Source organism: Nocardia heshunensis, assembly GCF_054782115.1.
In genome coordinates, this window is sequence record NZ_BAAGTC010000020.1 from 24,264 (window position 1) to 46,474 (window position 22,211).

Consider the following 22,211-nt stretch of genomic DNA (forward strand, 5'->3'; position numbering starts at 1 on the left):
GGGGTGACCCTGCCGCCGGTGCTTGTCGTTATTACTGCTGCGGGGCGGCCGCCGGAGCTTCGGCAACCGGTGCTGCGGCCGGAGCCACGGCAACCTCGGCGACCGGAGCTTCGGCCGGAGCCGGCGCGGGCGCACTGGTGCGCTGCTGCGACGAGCTCGCGTCGTTCTGGGCCTTCACCCGCGTCTTCGCACCCTTGTGGGGAGCGAGGACCATGGTCATGTTCCGGCCGTCCTGCTTGGCCGAAGTTTCGACGAAACCGAGATCGGCGACATCGGCGGCCAGTCGCTGCAAGAGCCGGAAACCGAGTTCCGGACGCGACTGCTCGCGACCACGGAACATGATGGTGACCTTGACCTTCGACCCGGCCTCGAGGAAGCGCATCACGTGGCCGCGCTTGGTCGCGTAGTCGTGGTCATCGATCTTCGGTCGGAGCTTCTGCTCCTTGATCACGGTCTGGACCTGGTTCTTCCGGGACTCACGCGCCTTCTGCGCGGTCTCGTACTTGAACTTGCCGTAGTCCATGATCTTGCACACCGGCGGGCGTGCGTCCGGTGCGACCTCGACCAGGTCGAGGTCAGCTTCCTGAGCGACGCGTAGTGCATCTTCAACACGCACGATCCCAACCTGCTCGCCGCCGGGTCCGATGAGTCGGACCTCGGGAACGCGGATGCGATCGTTGATGCGGGTCTCAGTGCTGATGGGGCCTCCTAGGTCAAGCGGTTCGTCAACGACCGCAAGCAATAACTGCAACCCCAATTTCAACACGAAAGCCCCGTGTTGGTATTTCACCACCACGGGGCCCGAGTCGACCGATCTTCGACGCAAACAAGCTGCATCGACCTACACGCAGGAAAAACCCACATGCAGAACCCATCACGTAAATGATGGGCGACCGGACCGTCGAACCTTGCTGTGCTCCATCTGGAACCGCTGGTTGACGGTGGGAGTCGGGCTCCACTTGATGTCCCGTGTCGGTTGCAGTAACCAGTCCAGGACGGTCGTCGCGGAAGAGTCTAACACTCATAGCCGCAGGCTCCGAATCGGCGGCCCCCGCGACCAGCGGCGACCCGCGCGATGGGATGCTCTACGCCATGAGCGAGGCAACCATGAACGACGACGCGACCCTATCGGACGCCGCCCTCATCGATGGCGAGGTCGTCCGCGAACTGGCCGACATCCCCGCGGTAGAGGTCATCAGCCGCGCCGCCGTCATGCTCATGAGCTCGGCCGCCGAAAAGCTCGGCCTCGGCGAACCCGACCCGTCGTCGAGCCCCCACCTCGACCTCGACGAGGCCCGCCGCGTCATCACCGCCCTCGCCGGCCTCGTCACCGCCTCCGTCGAATACCTCGGCCCCCACGCCGGCCCCATCCGCGACGGCCTGCAATCCCTCCAGCGAGCCTTCCGCGAATCCTCCGAATACCCCGACGCCCCCGGCTCGGGCCCGGGCGAGAAGTACACCGGCCCGGTCTACTGACCCGTCTGATTCCGCCCCCGGCCCCTCCCCCGTCCAGCTTGTAGGCTCGGACGATGGGTGGAGAACCGGGGGCGGACCTCACTGCGGCCGTGGAAATCGCGATCGCCGCAACACAATTCGACTGGACGTGGACCGCGGGTGACGCGGAGCGCTTCGCGGAGTACTTAGGCTGGGGCGCGTCCAGCGTCCAACGCGAGGATTGGCTCGCGACGCGGCGAGCAGAGGCGGCGCTGCGGAATGAGCAGGTGCCGCGTCATGTCGAGATGCTCGCGGCGGTCTATCCCGAGCGGGTAAGCATCGTCCACGGCGACTCACCCGGCATCCGTTTCCCGAGCATGGGCGAGGCCTTCACCGACATCATCGTCGACATCGCCCCGGCACGCTCCGACGATGATCCGGACTACATCGACCTGGCATTCGAAGAGCTCGATACCCGATTCCGTGCGCTGTGGGGCGCTCCGACGGCCGCATGGGCGGAGCCACCCCAAGGCTGGAACCACCCGCAAATCGTGGTCGATCTCTGCGCGAGCGGCGGCAAAACCTATCTGCGCCTGCAGAGTCGGGCGGAACGCGACCGCATCGCCAGGAGAGAAGTCGAAATCGCTGAGAAGGTGCGGCAGCTCACCGACCCGAGCACCTTCCTGGCCGTGATTCCGCCACTGGTGCACGCAGATCCAGGCACCTGGTCGGCTACCGATGTCCTGCGGATCACGGAATCAACCGGTTGGCCGAACGCGATCCATGAGAATCCCATCCTTCGCGATCATCCCCTCGTCGAACTCGACACAGACCGGGAGTGGATCCGTCTCCTCGCGGTGAGGGCACCGGATCGCCCGGACACCGCCGAGGAACTCGGATCCAGCGAGTTCGAGAGCCTGAACCTGCGACAGCGGCTGTCAGCGGAAGTCAGCGCCAACGCCTTTCGGGTGGCACTGGAGCACTGCGTGCGGCTGCTCGGTCCGCCGCCACGCATCGGGGGCGGACGCGCCACCTGCGCCGAGTGGCGGCGGGAAACGTCGACCATCATGCTCTCGCACGACAGCGAAAGTCTCACCTCGGTATCCCTGACCGTTAGCCCAACCACCGTGCGAGAGAATGCCACTCGCGAAGGGTGGGAGATCAACCGCGGACGGAATCCCTACGACAGTTGGCGGGCCACGCCTGACGACGGCCTCCCGTACGAGGAGCATGCCGGGTACGAGGAGTGGCACTACGTCGAAGCCGAGGCGACGACGTGGGCGCGATTCAAGACCTACCTTCGCCAGACGTTCGAATCGCTCGCGACGGATGTTGCTCTGCTGCACCCCTACGTGGGCCGGGTCGAGTGGACTCTCGGTCGATGCGACGAACCCAACGGTTGGCTCGCACGGGGATGCTTCGGGGACAAGGGCTCTCGGCTGGAGATCCTGGGGGCCGACGGGCAAGCTCGGGCAGCCGACTACCCACCGGAGCGGGCTTCCGGGCGCGACATCTCGATCGCGGTGTTGACCGCCCTGCGCGAGCGAGGGATCGATTCACCGTCGCGGTTGTGGTGCGCCGCTGACATCCCCACGAAGCCGCAGCGGCTGTTGAGTTTTCGGCTGGGGTTGAGCCGCGGGTAGTTCCAGCCTGCCGTGGCGAGAGCCGGAGGTTTGCGAGATCAATTGGCGGGGTGGGTTTTCCGGACCGGAAAATTGGCGCGGGGGGCTGACCTCGATGTGGGCGCGCAAAGGGCCAGGATGCGCGGGCCGGGCGTGGAGGTGGGTGAGAGACCCCAGGACAGAGGGGTTTTCGGTGTCGGTGGGGTGTGCCATGCTCGGGGTATGGCACGGATACTGCTGGTTCCCGGGTTTTGGCTGGGGGCTTGGGCGTGGGATCAGGTGGCCGCTGAATTGCGGTCGCGAGGGGACGAGGTTGAGGCGTTGACGTTGCCGGGGCAGGATCCGGAGGATCCGCAGCGGTTGGCGGCGACGCTCGAGACTCAGGCGCGGGCGATTGTCGAGCACGCTTCGGCGGGTGACGATGCCGTGGTGCTGGTGGTGCATTCGGGGGCCGCCGCGTCGGGATATATGGCGACCGACCTAGCGCCCGAGCGGTTTTCGCGGGTGATCTATGCCGACACCGCGCCGATGCCGGACGGGTTTGTGCTGAATCCGGCACTCGGAGAGGCGGCGGAGTTTCCGTTGGCGGACACCTGGGCAGAGGTGGAGGCGGCGGGGAACAGTTTGGCCGGGTTGGACGAAGCGATGCTGGCACGGTTCCGCGAGCGCGCGGTTCCGGTTCCGGCCGGGGTCGCGGGACAGCCGGTGCGGCTGAGCGATTCGCCTGCGCGGCTGAAGATTCCGACCACGGTGATCTGCTGCAGCTTCCCGTCGGAGCTGCTCCTGCAGTTCAAGGATGCGGAGGAAGTGCCGACGTTGATGCAGGAGTTGCGGCTCATCGATGCCGAGTACGTGGATCTGCCGACGGGGCATTGGCCGATGTGGTCGAAGCCGGTCGAGCTGGCGGAGTTGATTCACGAGGCTGCCGGGCGCTGAGTATTCAGCGATTATTCAGCGACAATTCGGCAAATATCCAGCGATGGAACAGCATCCGGATAAGCGGTCGCTCGGCTTGCTGCGAGCTCTGCAAACCTGTTAACACTCGACCCCACGTGGGACAATTCTAGTTTGCGGGGTAATCGCTTGCGTCGCTGGGTGATCAAAATTCTTGGCGACACGAATGCAGTGCTGGTTGGATGCCGGAGTATCGCCTCGTCCGGCGCGGACGGGGGCGATGTGCTGCATACTACGACGGGCAGCGGCAAGGCTGTCCAAACTACGAGATCGAATGGAAGCTTCGGGGGTTGTACATGAATCAGCTGATTTCCCAAGACAAACGTACGTCCGGACGCCGTCTCCGGCGCGGCGTGCTGCCGGTCGTGATCGCCGCGGCCGCCGTCGCCGCGCTCGTCGCCGGTTGCTCCTCGTCGTCCAACTCGGACAGCAAGGCCACCACCTCGCAGGCGGCCCCGCCGTCGCAGCTGCCGGACGGCGCGCAGATCGTCGCCGAGTCCGCCAAGACCACCCAGACCCTGCAGAACGTGCACGCGGACTTGGATGTCTCCAACATCCCGGGCCTGCCGTTCCAGAGCATCAAGGCCGACATCACCAACCAGCCGCAGGGCGCCGGCCAGGCCATCGGTGAGGCCAAGGTCAAGATCAAGTCGGACGACGCCGACTTCACCGACACCAAGTTCCTGGTGGTCGACAAGACCCTCTACACCGGTGACGGCAGCAAGTACGCCAAGATCGGTCCCGCGGAGAAGATCTACGATCCGGGCATCATCCTGGACAAGGACAAGGGCCTGGCCAACGCCATCGGCCAGATCAAGAACGCCAAGGCCGAGGGCCGCGAGAAGATCGACGGCATCGATGTCGTGAAGGTGTCCGGCACCATCGACGCCACCGTCATCGACCCGATCGTCCCGCAGATCGGCAAGGACGGCGGCACCTTCCCGATCGTCGTCTACATCAAGGACGTCGCTCCGCCGAGCGGCACCGGCACCACGCTGCCGTCCGCGGCCGCCTCGCCGGGCACCGGCCCGAACCTGGTGCGCGCCATCGTCACCAAGGACGCCGGCAATGTCACCGTCACCCTGTCCAACTGGGGCAAGGAAGTCCACGTCACCAAGCCGGGTGGCTAAAACCGGGCTTCCGCCCGTGAAGTGAGTTCGGAGCCGGTTCGGGGACAACGCAACGGCGGCAACGGCTGTCGTCCGCCAAACCCCGGACCGGCTTTGACGTTTCGCACGGCGGTCGGCTATCGACCGGCGAACAATGCGAGATCGCTACAAGAGATTGTTCAGTGAAATACAAGGCGCGGCATCGACGATTTCGTCTGACAGTTCAAACGTCGTGCCTGCGTGTGGAGGGAAGCAATGACGATCGAACAGCCCGCGGCCGAGGCAATCGAAAGCCCGGAAGCCGAAGCGACGATCGAAGGCCGCGAACCCGAGGGTGAGTTTCGCCGCCCTCCGCTCGACGGTCCGCCCCCGGTATCGAACGTTTGGGTCTACAACGGCAAAGCCTACGACCTCAGCGACTGGATTTCCAAGCATCCGGGCGGCGAGTTCTTCATCGGCCGGACCAAGAACCGGGATATCACCTCGATTATCGGTTCGTACCACAAGAATCCGGAAGCCATCGGCAAGATCATCAAGAAGTACTCGCTGGATCGCGACGCGCTGCCCGAGGATATTCATCCCAAGGCCAACGCCCCCGCCTTCCTGTTCAACGAGGGCTTCGACAGCTGGCGCGACACCCCGAAGTTCAGCTTCGACAACAAGGACGACCTGCTACACAAGGTCAAGGCGCGCCTGAAGGAACCCGAGCTGGCCGCGCGCATCCGCCGCATGGACACCTACTTCAACATCGTGGTGGCCATTCTCGCGGTCGCGTACTTCGCGGTGCAGGGCCTGCGCCTGTTCGAGCGCAGCTGGATGCCGTTGCCGGTGTTCGTGATCGCCATGGTGCTGCTGCGCAGCAGCCTGGCCGGTTTCGGGCACTACGCCATCCACCGGGCCCAGAAGGGCATGAACAAGATCTACACGAACGCCTTCGACTTCAATTACGTCGCACTGGCTTTCGTGACCGCGGACGGCCACGCGCTGCTGCACCACCCGCACACCCAGAGTGAAGTCGACATCAAGAAGAACGTCTTCACCATGATGATGCGGATCCCGCGGCTGTACCGGATTCCGGTGCACACCATGCACAAGTTCGGCCACACCGTGACCGGCATGCTGATGCGCCTGCTCGATGTCTGCAGACTCACCCGCAAGGTGGGCATCAAGGACATGTACGGCACCTGGGGTGGGGCGCTGCCGCACTTCATCGGTTCCTTCGGCGTCCGGTTCCTGCTCATCGGCGAGATGGTCGCGTTCATCGTGATGGGCGACTTCTGGGCCTGGGCACTGCAATTCGTGTTCAGCCTGTGGATCTCCACCTTCCTGGTGGTGGCCAGCCACGACTTCGAGGTCGAAACCGAGGAACTCGAGCACAACTCCGAGGACTGGGGCGTCGACCAGATCGAGCAGGCCTACGACCTGAAGGTGGTCGGTAATCGCTACGTGGACTGCTTCCTGTCGGCGGGCCTCAGCTCGCACCGGGTGCACCACGTACTCCCCTACCAGCGCAGCGGTTTCGCGAATATCGCGACCGAGGATGTGCTGCGCGAGGAGTCCGCGAAGTTCGGTGTGGAATGGCTGCCGGCCAAGAGTTTCTTCACCGATCGCTTCCCGAAGCAGATCCGCACCTACATTCTCGCGCCGTCCGACGACGCGGTGGAACGCAAGTGGGGGTTCATGAAGGAGCACTTCTCACCGCTTGCTCTGAAGACCTGCGCCGTCTACACGGTTCAGGGCTTCACCGGAATCGGAACTGTCTGAACCGATTCCATCTAGAAAATCGAGGGGAGTATTTCGTGTCTATCACCATTGATGAAGGGGGCATGGTGCCCGCGACGTCCACCCGGTTCGTGGGGAGCGAGCCCGGCTACGATTTCGCACCGACACCGTTGCCGCCCACCCCGCCGACCACCGTCGGCGTGATCGAGTCCATCGCCACCGGTGCACCGCAGCAGATCTTCTCGCAGGCCGAGGCCGCCGCCCAGGTGGCCGAGCTGTTCAGCGATCCGGTGCAGCAGGCGCGGATTCCGCGGATCTACCAGAAGACCCGGATCACCACCCGGCATCTGGCGGTCAACCCGGTCGACCCCGAATTCCTGTCCTACAGCAAGGAAGTCGGCACCATCCGGGATCGGATGAACACCTTCTACGAGCACGCGGTGCCGCTGGCCGTGGATGTGGCCGGCCGCGCGGTCGCGCACCTGGAGGATCCGGCGTCGGAGATCGGGATGATGGTCTTCGCGACCAGCACCGGCTTCATCGCGCCCGGCGTGGATGTGGCCGTGGTCAAGCAGCTCGGCCTCTCGCCCACGATCAATCGGGTGATGGTGAACTTCATGGGCTGTGCCGCCGCCATGAACTCGGTGCGGGCCGCCGTCGATTTCGTCCGGGCGCACCCGGACAAGAAGGCGCTGGTCATCTGCCTGGAGCTGAGCTCGGTGAACGCCGTGTTCGACGACAACATCAACGACGTCATCATCCACAGCCTCTTCGGTGACGGGTGCGGCGCGGTGGTCATCGGCGCGAGCAACCCGCAGCAGCCGCTGGCAGCGGGTTCGATCGTCATCCGCGACAGCTTCAGCTACCTGTTCGACGACGCGGAGGACGGAATCGTCCTGGGCGTCAACGACAACGGCATCACCTGCGAGCTGTCGGAGAACCTGCCGCAGTACATCCTCAACGGGGTGGATCCGGTGGTGACCGGGGTGCTGGCGCGCCACGGCATGAGCAAGTCCGATGTCGATCTGTGGGCCATCCACCCGGGCGGTCCGAAGATCATCGAGCAGTCGGTGAGCTCGCTCGGGCTCAGCCCCGAGCAGGCGTCGACCAGCTGGGACGTGCTCGCCGAATACGGCAACATGCTCAGCGTCTCACTGATTTTCGTGCTCGAGCAGATGATCGCGCAGCAGGCCGATCAGCCGATCTCGACGGGTGTGGCGTTCTCCTTCGCGCCGGGTGTCACCCTCGAGGGTGTGCTGTTCGACGTGATCCGCCCCTGATCCAACCGCCCTTGTAAGTAAGGCCAGCAGTCATGCAACTCATCAGATTCCTCATCTCCATCTCGTGGATGCGGATCGCGGGCGTCATCGCCTCCGGTCTGGTCTGCGGTGCGGCCAATACCTACCTGGTGACATTGATTCGGGGAGTGGTGTCACCGGAACCGCACCCGGCCGTCACCGTGCAGGCCTTCGTGGCGACCGCGCTGATCATCCTGATCAGCGGTGTGATCTCGCAGGTGCTGCTGATCCGGCTCGCTCAGGAAGCCATCTACCGCTTGCGCGCGGACCTGAGTGCGCGCATCGTGTCCGCGCCGCTCGAGCATCTCGAGCGGCTCGGGCAGCACCGCCTGATCGCGACACTGACCGAGGACGTGCGGTCGCTGTCGCAGGCGGTGACCGCCATTCCGAGCATCTGCATCGATCTGGCGACCATCGTCGGCTGCTTCATCTTCCTCGCGATCGTGTCCGGCCCGATCTTCGCGACCACGGTCGCGGGCACCCTGCTCGGAATCGCCTGTGTGGAAACGGTTCTCAAGACGGTGCGGCGCCTGTACCGGGATGCCCGCGAGAACGAGGACGGCCTGATCCGTTCCTTCCAAGAGGTGTCACTGGGCATCAAGGAGCTCAAGCTGCACCGCGGGCGGCGTGGCGATTTCATGGACAAGCATCTGCTCGGCTCGGCCGAGAAGCTGCGGGTGCAGAACACCGATGCCGGATCGAAGATGACCTTCGCGCAGGGCTTCGGGCAGCTGTTGCAGCTCGGCACCATGGCGCTGATCCTGTTCGGCCTGGCGCGCGCTCTGCATCTGCCGCAGAACGCCATGGTCGGCTATGTCCTTGTCACCACGTTCCTTTCGATGCCCATGCAGAACTTCATGAACCGCATTCCCGATCTGCTGCGGGGTGACGTGGCGCTGTCCAAGATTCGCTCGCTGAATCTGTCCATCCAGACCGCGCACGACGAATCCACGCTGCCGTACACCGAGCGGCCTGCCGCCACCGCAGCGCGGCTGGAACTCAATGACGTCAGCTACCACTACCTGACGGAAGCGCCGCCGGCGTTCCCGCCCGTGCCGGGTGGTCCGCCGCCCGGAACCGGACCTCACCCGGGTGGGGGTGCGCGGCCGCACCCGGGTGGGGGCAATCGTCCCGGCGCTCCCGGTGCGCCCGTGGGTGGACGACCCGGACCGCATCCGGGTGGACGCCCTGGCGGCCCGCCGCCGCAGGGTCCGCGTCCCGGCAGTGATCGCCCGGATGTCAACGGGCACAGGTTCCTCGATCACGGCGGCCACGAGGGACGGCCGGTCCCGATGGGCGCGCCCGTGGCCCCGCCCGAGGCCGACGGCACCGGCTTCAGCCTCGGCCCGCTGGATCTGACCTTCGAGCCCGGCCGGATCACGTTCATCGTGGGCGGCAATGGCAGCGGCAAATCGACACTGGCCAAACTGATCACGGGTCTCTACGTCCCGCAGCAGGGCCACCTGTCGCTCAATGGCGAGCGGATCGATCACGAGAACATCGAATGGTTCCGGCAGAACACCTCGGCGGTCTTCACCGACTTCCATTTGTTCGAGGACTACCTGGGCTTCGACGAGGGCATCGACGAGGAGGTCCGCAAGCATTTGAAGGATCTCCAGATCGACCACAAGGTCACCGTGGAGAACGGCCGCCTGTCGACCGTCGCCCTGTCGCAGGGTCAGCGAAAGCGTCTGGCGCTGTTGACCGCTCTGCTCGAGGATCGCCCGATCTACATGTTCGACGAGTGGGCCGCCGATCAGGAGCCGAAGTTCCGTGACGTCTTCTACCGGGAGATCCTGGTGAAGCTCAAGGAGCGTGGCAAGACCGTCATCGTGATCACCCACGACGACCGGTATTTCGACTGCGCCGACCAGATCGTGAAGCTCGACTTCGGGCGGATCGCCGAGGTCAAGGAGCTGACACCGCTGGCCGCAGCCGAATAGGCACGCAGCCGGTAGGCACGAAACACGAAGGCCCCGCACTGAATCCGGTGCGGGGCCTTCGTCTGTCTGCCTGTCTCAGCGCAGCGCGGCAGCCTTGCGGCGGGCCGCGGTCGCCTTCTTCGCGGCGGCGGCCTGTGCCTCGGTCTTCGGGGCGGTCTTCTTGGCCGGGGCCTTCTTGGCCGCCTTCTTCGCCGGGGCGGCGGTGAGGGCGGCGGACTGGGCGTCGAGGACGTTCTTCAGGAACTGCCCGGTGTAGCTGTCGGCCACGGCCGCAATGTCTTCCGGGGTGCCCTCGGCGATGACCGTGCCACCGCCGGAGCCGCCCTCGGGGCCCATGTCGATGACCCAGTCGGAGGTCTTGATGACATCCAGGTTGTGCTCGATGACGATGACCGAATTGCCCTTGTCCACCAGGCCGTTGATCACGCCGAGCAGTTTGCGGATGTCCTCGAAGTGTAGACCCGTGGTGGGCTCGTCGAGGATATAGATGGTGCGGCCGGTGGAACGCTTCTGCAGTTCGGCGGCCAGCTTCACGCGCTGCGCCTCACCACCGGACAGCGTCGGAGCCGACTGGCCCAGGCGCACATAGCCGAGACCGACGTCCACCAGCGTCTTGAGGTAGCGGTGGATGGAGGTGACCGGTTCGAAGAACTCCGCGGCCTCCTCGATCGGCATGTCGAGGACCTCGGCGATGGTCTTGCCCTTGTAGTGCACCTCGAGGGTTTCGCGGTTGTAGCGGTCGCCGTGGCAGACCTCGCAGGGGACGTAAACGTCCGGCAGGAAGTTCATTTCGATCTTGAGGGTGCCGTCGCCCGAGCACGCCTCGCAACGGCCGCCCTTCACATTGAAGGAGAAGCGGCCCGGCTGATAGCCGCGCACCTTGGCCTCGGTGGTGGCCGCGAACAGGGTGCGGATCTTGTCGAAGACACCCGTGTAGGTGGCCGGATTCGAGCGCGGGGTGCGGCCGATCGGCGACTGGTCGACCTGCACCAGCTTGTCGAGATGATCGAGGCCGTTGACCCGGGTGTGGCGGCCCGGCACCTGCCGCGCGCCATTCAGCTTGTTCTGCAGCACGGTCGCGAGAATGTCGTTGACCAGCGTCGACTTACCCGAACCCGAGACGCCGGTGATCGCGGTGAGCACACCTAGCGGGAAGCTCACATCGATGTTCTTGAGGTTGTGCTCGATGGCACCGACCACGGTGAGCTGCTTCTTGCGGTCGATCGGCCGCCGCACCAGCGGCACCTCGATCTGCTCGCGGCCGGAAAGGTAAGCGCCGGTGAGGGATCGCTTGTCCTTCAGCAGTCCCTCGTACGGGCCCGAGTAGACGACCTGGCCGCCGTGCTCACCGGCCAGCGGGCCGATGTCGACCACCCAGTCCGAGGCGTGAATGGTGTCCTCGTCGTGCTCGACCACGATGAGGGTGTTGCCGAGACTCTTGAGGCGCGTGAGGGTTTCGATGAGGCGGCGGTTGTCGCGCTGGTGCAGGCCGATGGACGGCTCGTCCAGCACGTAGAGCACGCCGACCAGGCCGGAACCGATCTGGGTGGCCAGGCGGATACGCTGCGCCTCACCACCGGACAGGGTGGCCGCCGCGCGCGACAGGGTCAGGTACTGCAGGCCGACATCGAGCAGGAAGCCCAGCCGTGCCTGCACCTCCTTGATCACCTGCACGGCAATCGCCGCCTGCCGCTCGTCCAGCGTCAGCCCATTGAGGAACACCGCCGCATCACCGATCGACAGATCCGACAGGTCCGCAATGGATTTGCGGTCCTCCCCCGCCGACAGCGTGACCGCCAGGATCTCCGGCCGCAGTCGCGCGCCGTTGCACACCGGGCACGGGATGTCCCGCATGTACCCGTCGTAGTGCTCCTTCATCGCCTCCGATTCGGTGGCGTCCATGCGCCGCTGCAGGAACGGCATCACACCCTCGAAATCGGCGTAGTACGAGCGCTTGCGGCCGTAGCGGTTGGTGTAGGAGACGTGCACCTGCTCGGAGCTGCCCTCCAGCACCGCCTTGCGGGCCTTGAGCGGCAACTGGTTCCACGGCGTGTCCATGGAGAAGCCGATCGCCTCGGCCAGTCCGGACAGCAGCCGGGTGAAGTATTCGGCGGTCTGCCCGCGCGACCACGGCGCGATGGCGCCGTCGGCCAGGCTCAGATCCGGGTCCGGCACAACAAGATCGGGATCGACCTCCTTGCGGATACCCAGACCCGTGCAATCCGGGCAGGCGCCGTAGGGCGAGTTGAAGGAGAACGACCGCGGTTCCAGATCCTCGATGTCGAGGGGGTGCCCGTTCGGGCAGGCCAGCCGCTCGGAGAAGCGCCGCTCCCGATCGTGGGCGTGCTCGTCGCGATCCACGAAGTCCAGCACCACGATGCCGTCGGCCAGCCGCAGCGCCGTCTCGATCGAATCGGTCAGACGCTGTTTGGAACTCGGCTTCACGGCGAGGCGGTCCACGACCACCTCGACATCGTGCTTCTCCTGCTTCTTGAGCTTGGGCGGGTCGGTCAGCGGATGCACCACGCCGTCGACCCGGACACGCGAATAGCCCTGCGAGTTCAGCGACTCGAACAGGTCCACGAATTCGCCCTTGCGGGTGCGCACCACGGGCGCGAGCACCTGGAACTTGGTGCCCTCCTCCATGGCCAGCACCTGATCGACGATCTGCTGCGGGGTCTGCCGGGCGATCAGCTCGCCACAGACCGGGCAGTGCGGGGTGCCCGCACGCGCGAACAGCAGACGCAGATAGTCGTAGACCTCGGTGATGGTGCCGACCGTGGACCGCGGGTTGCGGTTGGTCGACTTCTGGTCGATGGACACCGCCGGGGACAGGCCCTCGATGAAGTCCACATCCGGTTTGTCCATCTGCCCGAGGAATTGGCGCGCGTACGCCGACAGCGATTCCACGTAGCGGCGCTGTCCCTCGGCGAAGATCGTGTCGAAGGCCAGCGAGGACTTGCCAGAACCGGACAATCCGGTGAAAACGATGAGACTGTCGCGAGGTAGGTCGAGGTCGACCCCTTTGAGGTTGTGCTCTCGCGCTCCGCGCACCGTCAGGCGATCCGCCACTGGCCATCCTTCCAACGTTTCAGCATCCAGACATACCCCCGACGGCCATGCTAGGGGTACCCACCGACAAGTTTGGTTACGGCAGCTGAAACGCTGGTCACAGCGTGTTTATTGCAGGAGGTCAGGCCAACTTCTCGATGGCCGTACTCGCGACGATGCTGCCCATGCTGGGCAGGGTCCGTCGCACACAGCCCGCGATCGCGCGCGGTTGGAAGCCCCGATCCCGGTCCCGCTCGCGCACCCGATCCTCCGACCCGGTCGCGGTCACCAGCGCGAGATCCCCGTCGAAGCGCCGATACAGCAGCCGACCGCGCCGGGCATCGGCGTCGGTGAAGAACAGATAGGGCAGCCCGCTGGTGCACAACCGCGCGACCGCCTCGTCCTCGAGCAGCGACGGCACACTGTCCCGCGCCCGTGCCACGGTCCGCACCCCGAGCGGTCCGGTCCAGCAGACCACCGCCTCGGCACCCGTCTCCGAATCCAGGAACAGGTGCGCGTCATAGTCCATGGCGTCCAGCACCCGCGCGGCCGCCGCGGGTGTGGCCACCTGTAGTCGACAGTCCTTGCGCCGCACGATCGGTCGCAGATCGGTGATCGCGGACAGCGAGGGTCGCGCGGGATCCGGCCAGGGCCGGGACAATTCGTCCGGCGGGCAGCCCAGCCGCAGATCCAGCCGCTCCAGCGCGAAGGTGGCCGCGAACCGGCCCGGCCCGGCGACCTGCACCCGGAACGCCTTCCCCAGCGTTCGGATGCTCGCCTGCACCAGCGTGGTGCCGGATTCGGAGTCGGGCCAGTGCAGGCGAACCCGCACCGGCCCTTCCACTCCGTGGCGGCGCAGAATTCTGCCCAAACCACGCACCACCCGGGTCACCTCCCCCGACGGGACGGGCCCCTGTGTGGCCACTACGAAATCCGGATCGATTCCACTCGACCACACATCGAACGCGCCCATAGCCGACCCCGCTTTCCGTGTTCCGACCCGGCAACCCGACTCCATGGCAACACACCCTCCCAGCCCCCGACAGTGCCGAAAGTCCCAAAACCGACCACTTTCAGGGAAAATTCTCCGACAAAAAATCATCGCGCGTTCACTGGTACGGGAATTAGGGACCTTCGGCGGTATCTCCCTGGCGCGCCACGAGTTACGTTGGCCCATACCACTCGCGCGCAGTACTCACGCGTCCACGACACCGATGAGCTTGGAGGCCGTCGTGATCAAAGTCTTCCTGGTCGACGATCATGAGATCGTCCGCCGTGGCCTGACCGATCTGCTCGAGGAGGATCCCGAACTCACGGTGGTCGGCGAGGCCGGCGATGTCGCCCAGGCACTCGCGCGGATCCCGGCGTTGCGCCCGGATGTGGCGGTACTCGACGTGCGCCTGCCCGACGGCAACGGCATCGAACTGTGCCGGGATCTGCTGGCCGACATCGACGATCTGCGCTGCCTGATCCTCACCTCTTACACCGACGAACAGGCCATGATGGACGCCATCCTGGCCGGGGCCAGCGGGTACGTGGTCAAGGACATCAAGGGCATGGAGCTGGCCAAGGCCATCAAGGAGGTCGGCGCCGGCCGCTCGCTGCTGGACAATCGCGCGGCCGCCGCCCTGATGGCGCGGCTGCGGCGCAGCACCGAATTCGACGGCCCGCTGGCCGGTTTGACCGATCAGGAACGCAAACTGCTCGACCTGCTCGGCGACGGCCTCACCAACCGGCAGATCGCCGAACGCATGTTCCTGGCCGAGAAGACCGTCAAGAACTACGTCTCGCGGCTGCTGGCCAAACTCGGCATGGAACGGCGCACCCAGGCCGCCGTGCTGGCCTCGAAACTCCGTACGGGACAGTCACGTTCGGCATGACAACCTTCCGGCAACCGCGAAGCGCATAGACTTCCCCTGCCGTGTCGCATCCGCCGGACCGCAGGACAAACATGCACGACATTCCCCGCACCGGCCCCTACTCGGTGCGTGAAACGCTGTCGCAACTGCGATTACGCGAATTGCTCACCGAGGTCAAGGACCGAGTCGAACAGATCATCGACGCCCGCGACCGCATCGACGGGCTGGTCGAGGCCATGCTCACGGTGACCTCCGGCCTCGATCTGGACCAGACGCTGCGCACCATCGTGCGCGCGGCCACCATCCTGGTCGACGCCCGTTACGGGGCACTCGCGGTGCGCGGGCACGAGAAGCAGCTCAGCCAGTTCATCTTTCACGGCGTCGACGAACAGACCCGGGTGCTGATCGGCGACCTGCCCGAGGGGCACGGCGTGCTCGGCCTGCTGGTCGACAAGCCCGAACCGCTGCGTCTCGACGATCTCGCGCGGCATCCGGCCGCGGTCGGCTTCCCGCCCCACCATCCGATCATGCGGACCCTGCTGGGCATGCCGGTGCGGATCCGCGGCGAGGTCTTCGGAAACCTGTATCTCGCCGAGAAATCCGGCGGGCATCCCTTCACCGAGGACGACGAGGTGCTGTTGCAGGCGCTCGCCGCCGCGGCCGGTATCGCCGTCGACAATGCGCGGCTCTACGAGCAGGCCCGCACCCGGCAGGCGTGGATCGAGGCCACCCGCGATATCGCCACCGAATTCCTCGCCGACACCGAGCCCAGCAAGGTGCTCGCGCACGTGGTCGAGCACGCGCGCGAGCTGACGGCCTCGCAGCGGGCACTGCTGGCCGTGGTCGATCCGGACGATCTACCCGAACAGGTCGCGGAACTCGTTGTGGCGCAATGGGCCGGACCCGGCGAGACGCCGACGCCCACCAAGTCCTCGAAATCGAAGAAGTCCATGCCACCCCGGCAGGTGGTGCGGGCCACCGGCACCGCCGTCGGTCAGGCGCTCACCACCCGCACCCCGCTGCGTTTCGACGACGCCCGCCACATCGACCTGGGCCTGCCCACCCCCTGGATCGGGCCCGCGCTGGTGTTGCCGCTGCACACGCCCGACTCCACCCTGGGCGTGCTGATCACGCTGCGCTCCGCCGAATCCGCGCCCTACACCGACGAACTCGTGGAATTGATCGCCGCCTTCACCGATCAGGCCGCGCTGGCCATGCAATTGGCGGTGGCGCAGCGGCGCATGCGCGAACTCGACATCCTCACCGACCGCGACCGCATTGCCCGCGACCTGCACGACCATGTCATCCAGCGGCTGTTCGCCATCGGGCTGTCACTGCAGGGCACCGTGCCGCGCGCCCGGCTGCCCGAAGTGCAGCAACGGCTTTCCGACGCCATCAACGACCTGCAGGACGTGGTGGAGGAGATCCGCACCTCTATCTTCGACCTGCACGGCGGCGACGGGCACAGCACCCGGCTGCGCCAGCGCCTGGAACGCGCGATCAAACAGCAGACCACCGCCACCGACATCCGCGCCCTCATGCACGTCACCGGCCCGCTGTCGGTCGTCGAACCCGCTCTCGCCGACCACGCGGAAGCCGTTGTCCGCGAAGCCGTCTCGAACGCCGTCCGGCACTCCGGCGCGGACACCATCACCATCGACATCGGCGTCGCCGACGACCTCACCATCGTGGTGGCCGACAACGGATGCGGCATCCCCGACGGCATCATCCCCAGCGGCCTCACCAACCTCGCCCGCCGCGCCGAACAATCCGGCGGCAGCCTCGCGGTCTACCCCCGCCGCGCAAAGAACGGCAAGGGCGACAACGGCACCGGAGAAGACGACGCCGGTTCGACCAACAGCACCGGCACCAAACTGCACTGGTCCGTGCCGCTGCACTGAGATCCGTTCGGCGAGGACCCGTTTCGTCATCCCAGCGTGCTTCTGGCTGGGATCCACACCCACCGCGTCGGATTCCGGCCAAAAGCACGCCGGAATGACGGGGTTGGCTGACCCGCCGGAATGACGGGGCGGTGGGTCAGCCGATCGGGCCGAGGACCACCGCGGAGTTGTGGCCGCCCATGCCGAGGGCGGTTTTGACGGTGATGCCGTTCATGCCCTGCTGGACGCCGTCGACCAGGCGGGCGTGGGCGGGGGCGACGATGGGGGCGGAGACCAGCACGTCACGGTCGTATCCGAGAGCGGCGGCGGCCAATTCGACACCGGCCGAGGCGGCTTGGCAGTGCCCGGCGAGTGGCTTGAGGGCCACCACCTGGGGGCGATCGTCGAAAAGCTGTGCCAGCAGGGCGGTTTCGGCGGCGTCGCACTGGGCGGTGCCGGAGCCGTGGGTGTTGAGGTAGGCGACCTCCTCGGGGTGCACGTCGGCGCTGGCCAAGGCGCGGCGCACGCACTCGAAGATCTGCTCGTAGGAGGGTTCTACCGAGATCACGTGGTGGCCGTCGTTCGACATGCCCCCGCCCAGCACCGCCGCGTAGGGGCGGTCGGCCTCACGGGTCATCACGAATCCCATCGACGCCTCACCGAAGCCGAAGCCGCGGCTGCCCTCCTGGAACGGGCGACAGGCGTCGAGCGGGTCGGTGTCGTCGACCGCGGCGCCCAGTCCGACGAAGGGCTGCACCATTTCCGGAATAGCGGACATATCGGTCGCGACCACCAGGACGTCGTCGACGATGCCCTGGGCCATCCACATCTGCGCGGTGATCATCGCCACGTTGGACGAGGAGCAGGCCGCGGTCACATTCATCGCCGGTCCGTGAAACCCGAACTCGGTCATCAGCATCGACACCGGGGTCGAGGGAAGTAATCGCAGATAGTCGCGGGAACGCCGCTGCCCGCCGTCGACGGTGTAGAAGTCGCGCCACTCGTAGACATTGCCGAGCACGATGGCGTGCAGCAGCCCGACCGTGCGCCCGGGCCGCCAGCCGCGCTCGTGCGCATCCGCGACCGCCTCGCGCGCCGCGCCCATGATCGCGCGCAGATACCGGCTGTCCGGCAAGTCCGGATCGCCACCTTCCGGCACGCGGGCAACCCATCCGTTGCGATCGCGCTGCGGCCCGTACCCTGGGAAGAGCCGAGCGGCGGGTTTGCCGCTCAGCAAACCCTCCCAGAGGGTTTCACGGCCCCAGCCGTACCCGGTGACGGCTCCGATTCCGGCAATCGTCATATGATCTTGATGCCGACCTGTGGTCTCGGGTTCGCGGATGGTGCCAGGCATTTGCATCGCTCCTTTCGGGACACTGCCCGTAATGATCACCAATCTCGGGCCGATGCTGTGCAGGACTGTGATTCATTCAATACCGCTGAGAACGTGCACTAGCAACTTTTCAGATAACGAGTATGGTGCCGTGCTCCAGCGACGTGTTGCAACGACGAGCAGGGGGTGCATGAAGTGGCGGGTAACGATCGGGCGAACGACCCGGCCGATGCCGAACAGCTGGCCCAGCGGTACCGATCCCTCGTCGACTACAGCCCCGACGGGGTCGTGGTCCACGAGCGCGGCACCGTCGTCTACGCCAACCCGGCGATGCTGCGCCTACTCGTGGCCGATACCCCCGACGACGTCGTCGGCCAGCCGGTCATGGATTTCGTCCAACCCGACTCCGTCGCCCCCATGCTCGAGCGCATCCGTCGCCTCACCATCGCCGGCACCGCGTCGGTTCCCACCGAGATGACCCTGCGCCGCTGCGACGGCGGCAGCGTGGACGTCGAGACCGTCTCGGTGCTCACCGCCTGGCACGAGCACCTCGCCTACCAGGTGGTCGTGCACGACCTCACCGCGCAGCGTGCCGCCGAGGCCGCCGCGGCACGCGCCGAACAGTTCTTCACCACCGTGGTGTCGCAGCTGGAGGAGGGCGTCGTGGTGATCGACAAGGACGGCCGCATCGAGTCGGCGAATCCGGCCGCGCGCCGCATCTTCGGCTACGACGCCGACGACCTGGTCGGCACCCACATCTACGACATTCCGCTGTGCCTGCTCGACGCCAACGCCCAGCCGATGCCGACCTCCTGGTATCCGGTGATCCGCACGCTGGCGACCGGGGAGATCGTGACCCGCTTCGTGTTCGGGCTCGACCGGCCCGACGGGCAGCGGCGCTGGCTCTCGGCCAACAGCCGCCTGCTCAATCCCGACGATCCGGAATCGGCGGCGGTGTCCTCGTTCAACGACATCACCGAATTCCGGGCCAGCCGAAGGCAATTGGAGTATCAGGCCACCCACGATCCGCTGACCGGGCTGGCCAATCGGGCGCTGGTGCTCTCGCGGCTGTCGGCGGCGCTGGGCACCAGCGAGAATCTGCCGGTGTCGAGCGTGCTGTTCATCGACCTGGACGGGTTCAAGGCCATCAACGACAGCCTCGGCCACGCCATCGGCGACACCGTGCTGCAGATCGTGGCGCAACGGTTGCAACGCGGGCTGCGCGCCGACGACATCGTGGGCCGCATCGGCGGCGACGAATTCCTGGTGCTGCTGTCCGGACGCACCCTGGGCGACGATCTCGAGGCATTGATGACACGGCTGCGCCAGACCATGGCCGAGCCGATCATCGCGCGCGGGCACCGCATCCAGGTCGACGCCTCCATCGGCGTCACCCATCTGCACGCCGGTGACGGCCGCACCCCCGAGGCCGTCCTGCACGACGCCGATCTGGCGATGTACCGGGCCAAGGCGACCGATCACCAGAGCACGACGCTGAGTCGCCGCAGCGACAGCACCCACGCTTCCTGAGCTCCTCGTCACGTTAACCAGCCGGTACGGCACGCGCCGCAATCGCGAACTAGACTCGATAACTCTGTTCTCGATGCTTCGCGTGCCGCGCCCGTGCCGGCAGACGTGGTGAACAAGGAGTTCCGTTTTGCCCGACCTCACCGAGGAGCGTTCCGTGTCAGAAGCCGCCAACGCGGTATCCCCGGACATGGAGCGCGAGCAGCAGTACCTCACGAAGCTTTACGAACAGCTCGACGGCATGCGCGCCTACGCCCAGCGGCGGCTGCGCACCGTACTGCTGGAGACCGGCGGCACCCCGCAGGCACGCACCGAACGCGAGTCGTTCAGCCAGCTCTACTCCGAGGATCTCGCCAAATACGATGCCGCCGAACACGGCCTATGTTTCGGCCGCATCGATATCGCCGACGACGGCACGGGCGAGCCGGGCAGCAACGGCAACGGCGCCGCGGGTGAGGGCGAACTGCGCTACATCGGCCGCATCGGCATCCTCGACGAGAGCGCCGATTACGAGACCCTGCTGCTGGATTGGCGTGCCCCGATGGCCCGCCCGTTCTACCTGGCCACCACCGCCGCGCCCGACGGCGTGACGCGGCGTCGACACATTCGCACCCGCAACCGCAGCGTCACCTCGATCAACGACGAGTACCTCGATCTGGATGCCGCCCGCCGCGACGGCGTGATCGGCGGCGACGGTGGCGTCGGCAGCGAGAGCGCCCTGCTGGCCGCACTCAATGCCGCCCGCACCGGGCACATGAACGACATCGTCGAAACCATTCAGCACGAACAGGACGCCATCATCCGCTCCGAGCACAAGAGCGTGCTCGTGGTGCAGGGCGGTCCCGGTACCGGCAAGACCGCGGTGGCGCTGCACCGCGCGGCGTACCTGCTGTACACCTACCGTCAGCAGTTGGACAAGGCCGGTGTCCTGATCATCGGCCCGAACTCCACCTTCCTCGACTACATCGGGCAGGTGCTGCCGTCGCTGGGTGAGACCGGCGTGCTGCTGTCCACCATCGGCGACCTGTACCCGGGAGTGCGCGCAACACTGGAGGATTCGCTGCGGGCCGGGGAGCTCAAGGGCTCGCTGGCCATGCTCGAGGTGCTCAAGAAGGCGGTGCGCGACTGGCAGGAGGTGCCGCGGGAGCCGATCCGGCTCTACTTCGACGGGCATCAGCTGGAGTTGAACCGCGCGATCGCCACCAAGGCCCGCGGCCGCGCCCGCTCCTCGCGCCGCGCCCACAATCTCGCGCGGCCGATCTTCGCCGCCGGGGTGGTGGACGCACTCACCGATCAGCTGGCGGCGGCCATCGGCGCGAACCCGCTGGGTGGGCGAAACCTGTTGAGCCAGACCGATCTCACCGAGATCCGTGATGAGATGCGCGCCGACCCGGAGATCCAGCGCGCCATCGCCGGGCTGTGGCCGATCCTCACCCCGCAGGAAGTATTGGGCGGGTTGTGGGCCGATCCGCGGCGGCTGGGCAATGCGGCCGGGCCGATGAGCGCCGCCGACCGCGCCGAGCTGTACCGCTCCGACAGCGGCGAGTTCAGCGCCGCGGACGCCCCGCTGCTCGACGAGCTGGCCGAACTGCTCGGCATCGACGACAGCGAAGAACGCGAACGCTCGCGGCGGCGCTGGCGGGCCCAACTGGCCGAGGCGCAGGACGCCCTGGACATCCTGACCGGTTCCGCGCCACAGGATCTCGAGGACGACCTCGACCCGGAACTGCTCATGGCCTACGACCTCATCGACGCCTCCCAGCTGGCCGAACGCCAGCAGGTGCGCACCCGCCAGACCACCGCCGAGCGTGCCGCGGGCGACCGCACCTGGACCTACGGGCACGTCATCGTGGATGAGGCACAGGAGCTTTCGGAGATGGCGTGGCGAATGGTCATGCGGCGCATCCCGAATCGCTGGATCACCGCGGTCGGCGATGTCGCGCAGACCGGTGACCCGGCGGGCGCGTCCTCGTGGCAGCAGGTGCTGGAACCGTATGTGGCCAAACGGTGGAAGCTCACCGAGCTGACCGTCAACTACCGCACGCCCTCGGAGATCATGGCGGTGGCGGGCGACGTGCTGGCCGCCATCGACCCGGCCGCGCCCGCACCGCGCTCGGTCCGCGACTCGGGATTCGCGCCTACCGCCGTGCGGGTGGCGTCGACCGAACTGGCCGACGAGATCAAGCGGTTGATCGCCGCCGAGGCCGAACAGCCGGGCACCACGGCGGTCATCGTGCCGCACGATCTGGCCCCGGAACTGGCTCATCTGACCGATGATTCGGTGCGCGTGCTCACCGTCCACGATGTGAAGGGTCTCGAGTTCGACGCGGTCATCCTCGCCGAACCGCAGCAGATCCTGGTGGAGTCGCCGCGCGGGTTGAACGACCTGTACGTGGCGCTGACCCGCGCCACCCAGCGCCTGGCCGTCGTGCATTCGGCAGACCTCCCGGAGGTCCTGCACCGGCTGAGCTGACTCTGC

At 66.4% G+C, this 22,211-nt stretch carries 15 protein-coding genes; 11 read left to right on the top strand and 4 right to left on the bottom strand.

Annotation, left to right across the window (positions count from 1 at the left end; genetic code table 11):
- Positions 1-31 precede the first annotated feature (31 nt).
- The gene (infC, locus tag ACYVN4_RS36325; RefSeq protein WP_460727912.1) at positions 32-751 is read right to left on the bottom strand and encodes a translation initiation factor IF-3; all 720 of its coding nucleotides are present in this window, start codon (positions 749-751) and stop codon (positions 32-34) included.
- A 356-nt stretch (positions 752-1,107) separates the two neighbouring features.
- Between infC and ACYVN4_RS36330 the strand changes: the two genes are divergently transcribed.
- The 7 genes from ACYVN4_RS36330 to ACYVN4_RS36360 all read left to right on the top strand — a co-directional run bounded on the left by ACYVN4_RS36330 (position 1,108) and on the right by ACYVN4_RS36360 (position 10,082).
- The gene (locus ACYVN4_RS36330) at positions 1,108-1,476 is read left to right on the top strand and encodes a DUF1844 domain-containing protein (protein WP_460727914.1); all 369 of its coding nucleotides are present in this window, start codon (positions 1,108-1,110) and stop codon (positions 1,474-1,476) included.
- Positions 1,477-1,529: 53 nt separating this feature from the next.
- The gene (locus ACYVN4_RS36335; RefSeq protein WP_460727241.1) at positions 1,530-3,077 is read left to right on the top strand and encodes a hypothetical protein; all 1,548 of its coding nucleotides are present in this window, start codon (positions 1,530-1,532) and stop codon (positions 3,075-3,077) included.
- Between the two features lie 201 nt (positions 3,078-3,278).
- Entirely contained in the window at positions 3,279-3,992 is a 714-nt protein-coding gene (locus tag ACYVN4_RS36340; RefSeq protein ID WP_460727243.1) for an alpha/beta fold hydrolase, read from the top strand.
- A gap of 314 nt (positions 3,993-4,306) precedes the next feature.
- Positions 4,307-5,140, top strand: a complete 834-nt coding sequence (locus ACYVN4_RS36345) for an LppX_LprAFG lipoprotein (RefSeq protein WP_460727245.1) — start codon at positions 4,307-4,309, stop codon at positions 5,138-5,140.
- Positions 5,141-5,374: 234 nt separating this feature from the next.
- Positions 5,375-6,883: a fatty acid desaturase gene (locus tag ACYVN4_RS36350; protein ID WP_460727247.1), complete on the top strand. Its 1,509-nt coding sequence runs from the start codon at positions 5,375-5,377 to the stop codon at positions 6,881-6,883.
- Positions 6,884-6,945: 62 nt separating this feature from the next.
- Positions 6,946-8,121, top strand: coding sequence for a type III polyketide synthase (locus ACYVN4_RS36355; protein WP_460727916.1), 1,176 nt, complete (start codon positions 6,946-6,948; stop codon positions 8,119-8,121).
- A 32-nt stretch (positions 8,122-8,153) separates the two neighbouring features.
- Positions 8,154-10,082: an ATP-binding cassette domain-containing protein gene (locus ACYVN4_RS36360; RefSeq protein ID WP_460727249.1), complete on the top strand. Its 1,929-nt coding sequence runs from the start codon at positions 8,154-8,156 to the stop codon at positions 10,080-10,082.
- A 75-nt stretch (positions 10,083-10,157) separates the two neighbouring features.
- Here ACYVN4_RS36360 and uvrA read toward each other — a convergent pair whose 3' ends face one another.
- Positions 10,158-13,154 carry an excinuclease ABC subunit UvrA gene (gene uvrA / locus ACYVN4_RS36365; protein ID WP_460727251.1) on the bottom strand — a complete coding sequence of 999 codons (2,997 nt, stop codon included), beginning with the start codon at positions 13,152-13,154 and terminating at the stop codon, positions 10,158-10,160.
- Positions 13,155-13,275: 121 nt separating this feature from the next.
- Entirely contained in the window at positions 13,276-14,106 is an 831-nt protein-coding gene (locus ACYVN4_RS36370; RefSeq protein ID WP_460727253.1) for a sigma 54 modulation/S30EA ribosomal C-terminal domain-containing protein, read from the bottom strand.
- Positions 14,107-14,365: 259 nt separating this feature from the next.
- Between ACYVN4_RS36370 and ACYVN4_RS36375 the strand changes: the two genes are divergently transcribed.
- Complete coding sequence (locus ACYVN4_RS36375) at positions 14,366-15,013, top strand: response regulator transcription factor (protein WP_354846173.1); 648 nt, start codon at positions 14,366-14,368, stop codon at positions 15,011-15,013.
- A gap of 71 nt (positions 15,014-15,084) precedes the next feature.
- Positions 15,085-16,893 carry a GAF domain-containing sensor histidine kinase gene (locus tag ACYVN4_RS36380; RefSeq protein ID WP_460727256.1) on the top strand — a complete coding sequence of 603 codons (1,809 nt, stop codon included), beginning with the start codon at positions 15,085-15,087 and terminating at the stop codon, positions 16,891-16,893.
- 136 nt (positions 16,894-17,029) lie between these two features.
- Here the strand turns inward: ACYVN4_RS36380 and ACYVN4_RS36385 are convergent, their stop codons facing one another.
- On the bottom strand, positions 17,030-18,175 hold the full coding sequence (locus ACYVN4_RS36385; protein WP_460727258.1) for a beta-ketoacyl synthase N-terminal-like domain-containing protein: 1,146 nt from the start codon (positions 18,173-18,175) through the stop codon (positions 17,030-17,032).
- A 225-nt stretch (positions 18,176-18,400) separates the two neighbouring features.
- Here ACYVN4_RS36385 and ACYVN4_RS36390 point away from each other — a divergent pair, with 225 nt between their 5' ends.
- Positions 18,401-19,735, top strand: a complete 1,335-nt coding sequence (locus ACYVN4_RS36390; RefSeq protein ID WP_460727260.1) for a diguanylate cyclase domain-containing protein — start codon at positions 18,401-18,403, stop codon at positions 19,733-19,735.
- A gap of 187 nt (positions 19,736-19,922) precedes the next feature.
- The gene (locus ACYVN4_RS36395) at positions 19,923-22,205 is read left to right on the top strand and encodes a HelD family protein (RefSeq protein ID WP_460727918.1); all 2,283 of its coding nucleotides are present in this window, start codon (positions 19,923-19,925) and stop codon (positions 22,203-22,205) included.
- Positions 22,206-22,211: the final 6 nt, after the last annotated feature.

What these genes read in the sequence shown, in the direction of transcription:
- ACYVN4_RS36330 (WP_460727914.1), top strand. Translation starts at nt 1,108, where the DNA reads ATGAACGACGACGCGACCCTATCGGACGCCGCCCTCATCGATGGCGAG.
- ACYVN4_RS36335 (WP_460727241.1), top strand. Translation starts at nt 1,530, where the DNA reads ATGGGTGGAGAACCGGGGGCGGACCTCACTGCGGCCGTGGAAATCGCG.
- ACYVN4_RS36340 (WP_460727243.1), top strand. Translation starts at nt 3,279, where the DNA reads ATGGCACGGATACTGCTGGTTCCCGGGTTTTGGCTGGGGGCTTGGGCG.
- ACYVN4_RS36345 (WP_460727245.1), top strand. Translation starts at nt 4,307, where the DNA reads ATGAATCAGCTGATTTCCCAAGACAAACGTACGTCCGGACGCCGTCTC.
- ACYVN4_RS36350 (WP_460727247.1), top strand. Translation starts at nt 5,375, where the DNA reads ATGACGATCGAACAGCCCGCGGCCGAGGCAATCGAAAGCCCGGAAGCC.
- ACYVN4_RS36355 (WP_460727916.1), top strand. Translation starts at nt 6,946, where the DNA reads ATGGTGCCCGCGACGTCCACCCGGTTCGTGGGGAGCGAGCCCGGCTAC.
- ACYVN4_RS36360 (WP_460727249.1), top strand. Translation starts at nt 8,154, where the DNA reads ATGCAACTCATCAGATTCCTCATCTCCATCTCGTGGATGCGGATCGCG.
- ACYVN4_RS36370 (WP_460727253.1), bottom strand. Translation starts at nt 14,106, where the DNA reads ATGGGCGCGTTCGATGTGTGGTCGAGTGGAATCGATCCGGATTTCGTA.
- ACYVN4_RS36380 (WP_460727256.1), top strand. Translation starts at nt 15,085, where the DNA reads ATGCACGACATTCCCCGCACCGGCCCCTACTCGGTGCGTGAAACGCTG.
- ACYVN4_RS36385 (WP_460727258.1), bottom strand. Translation starts at nt 18,175, where the DNA reads ATGACGATTGCCGGAATCGGAGCCGTCACCGGGTACGGCTGGGGCCGT.
- ACYVN4_RS36395 (WP_460727918.1), top strand. Translation starts at nt 19,923, where the DNA reads ATGGAGCGCGAGCAGCAGTACCTCACGAAGCTTTACGAACAGCTCGAC.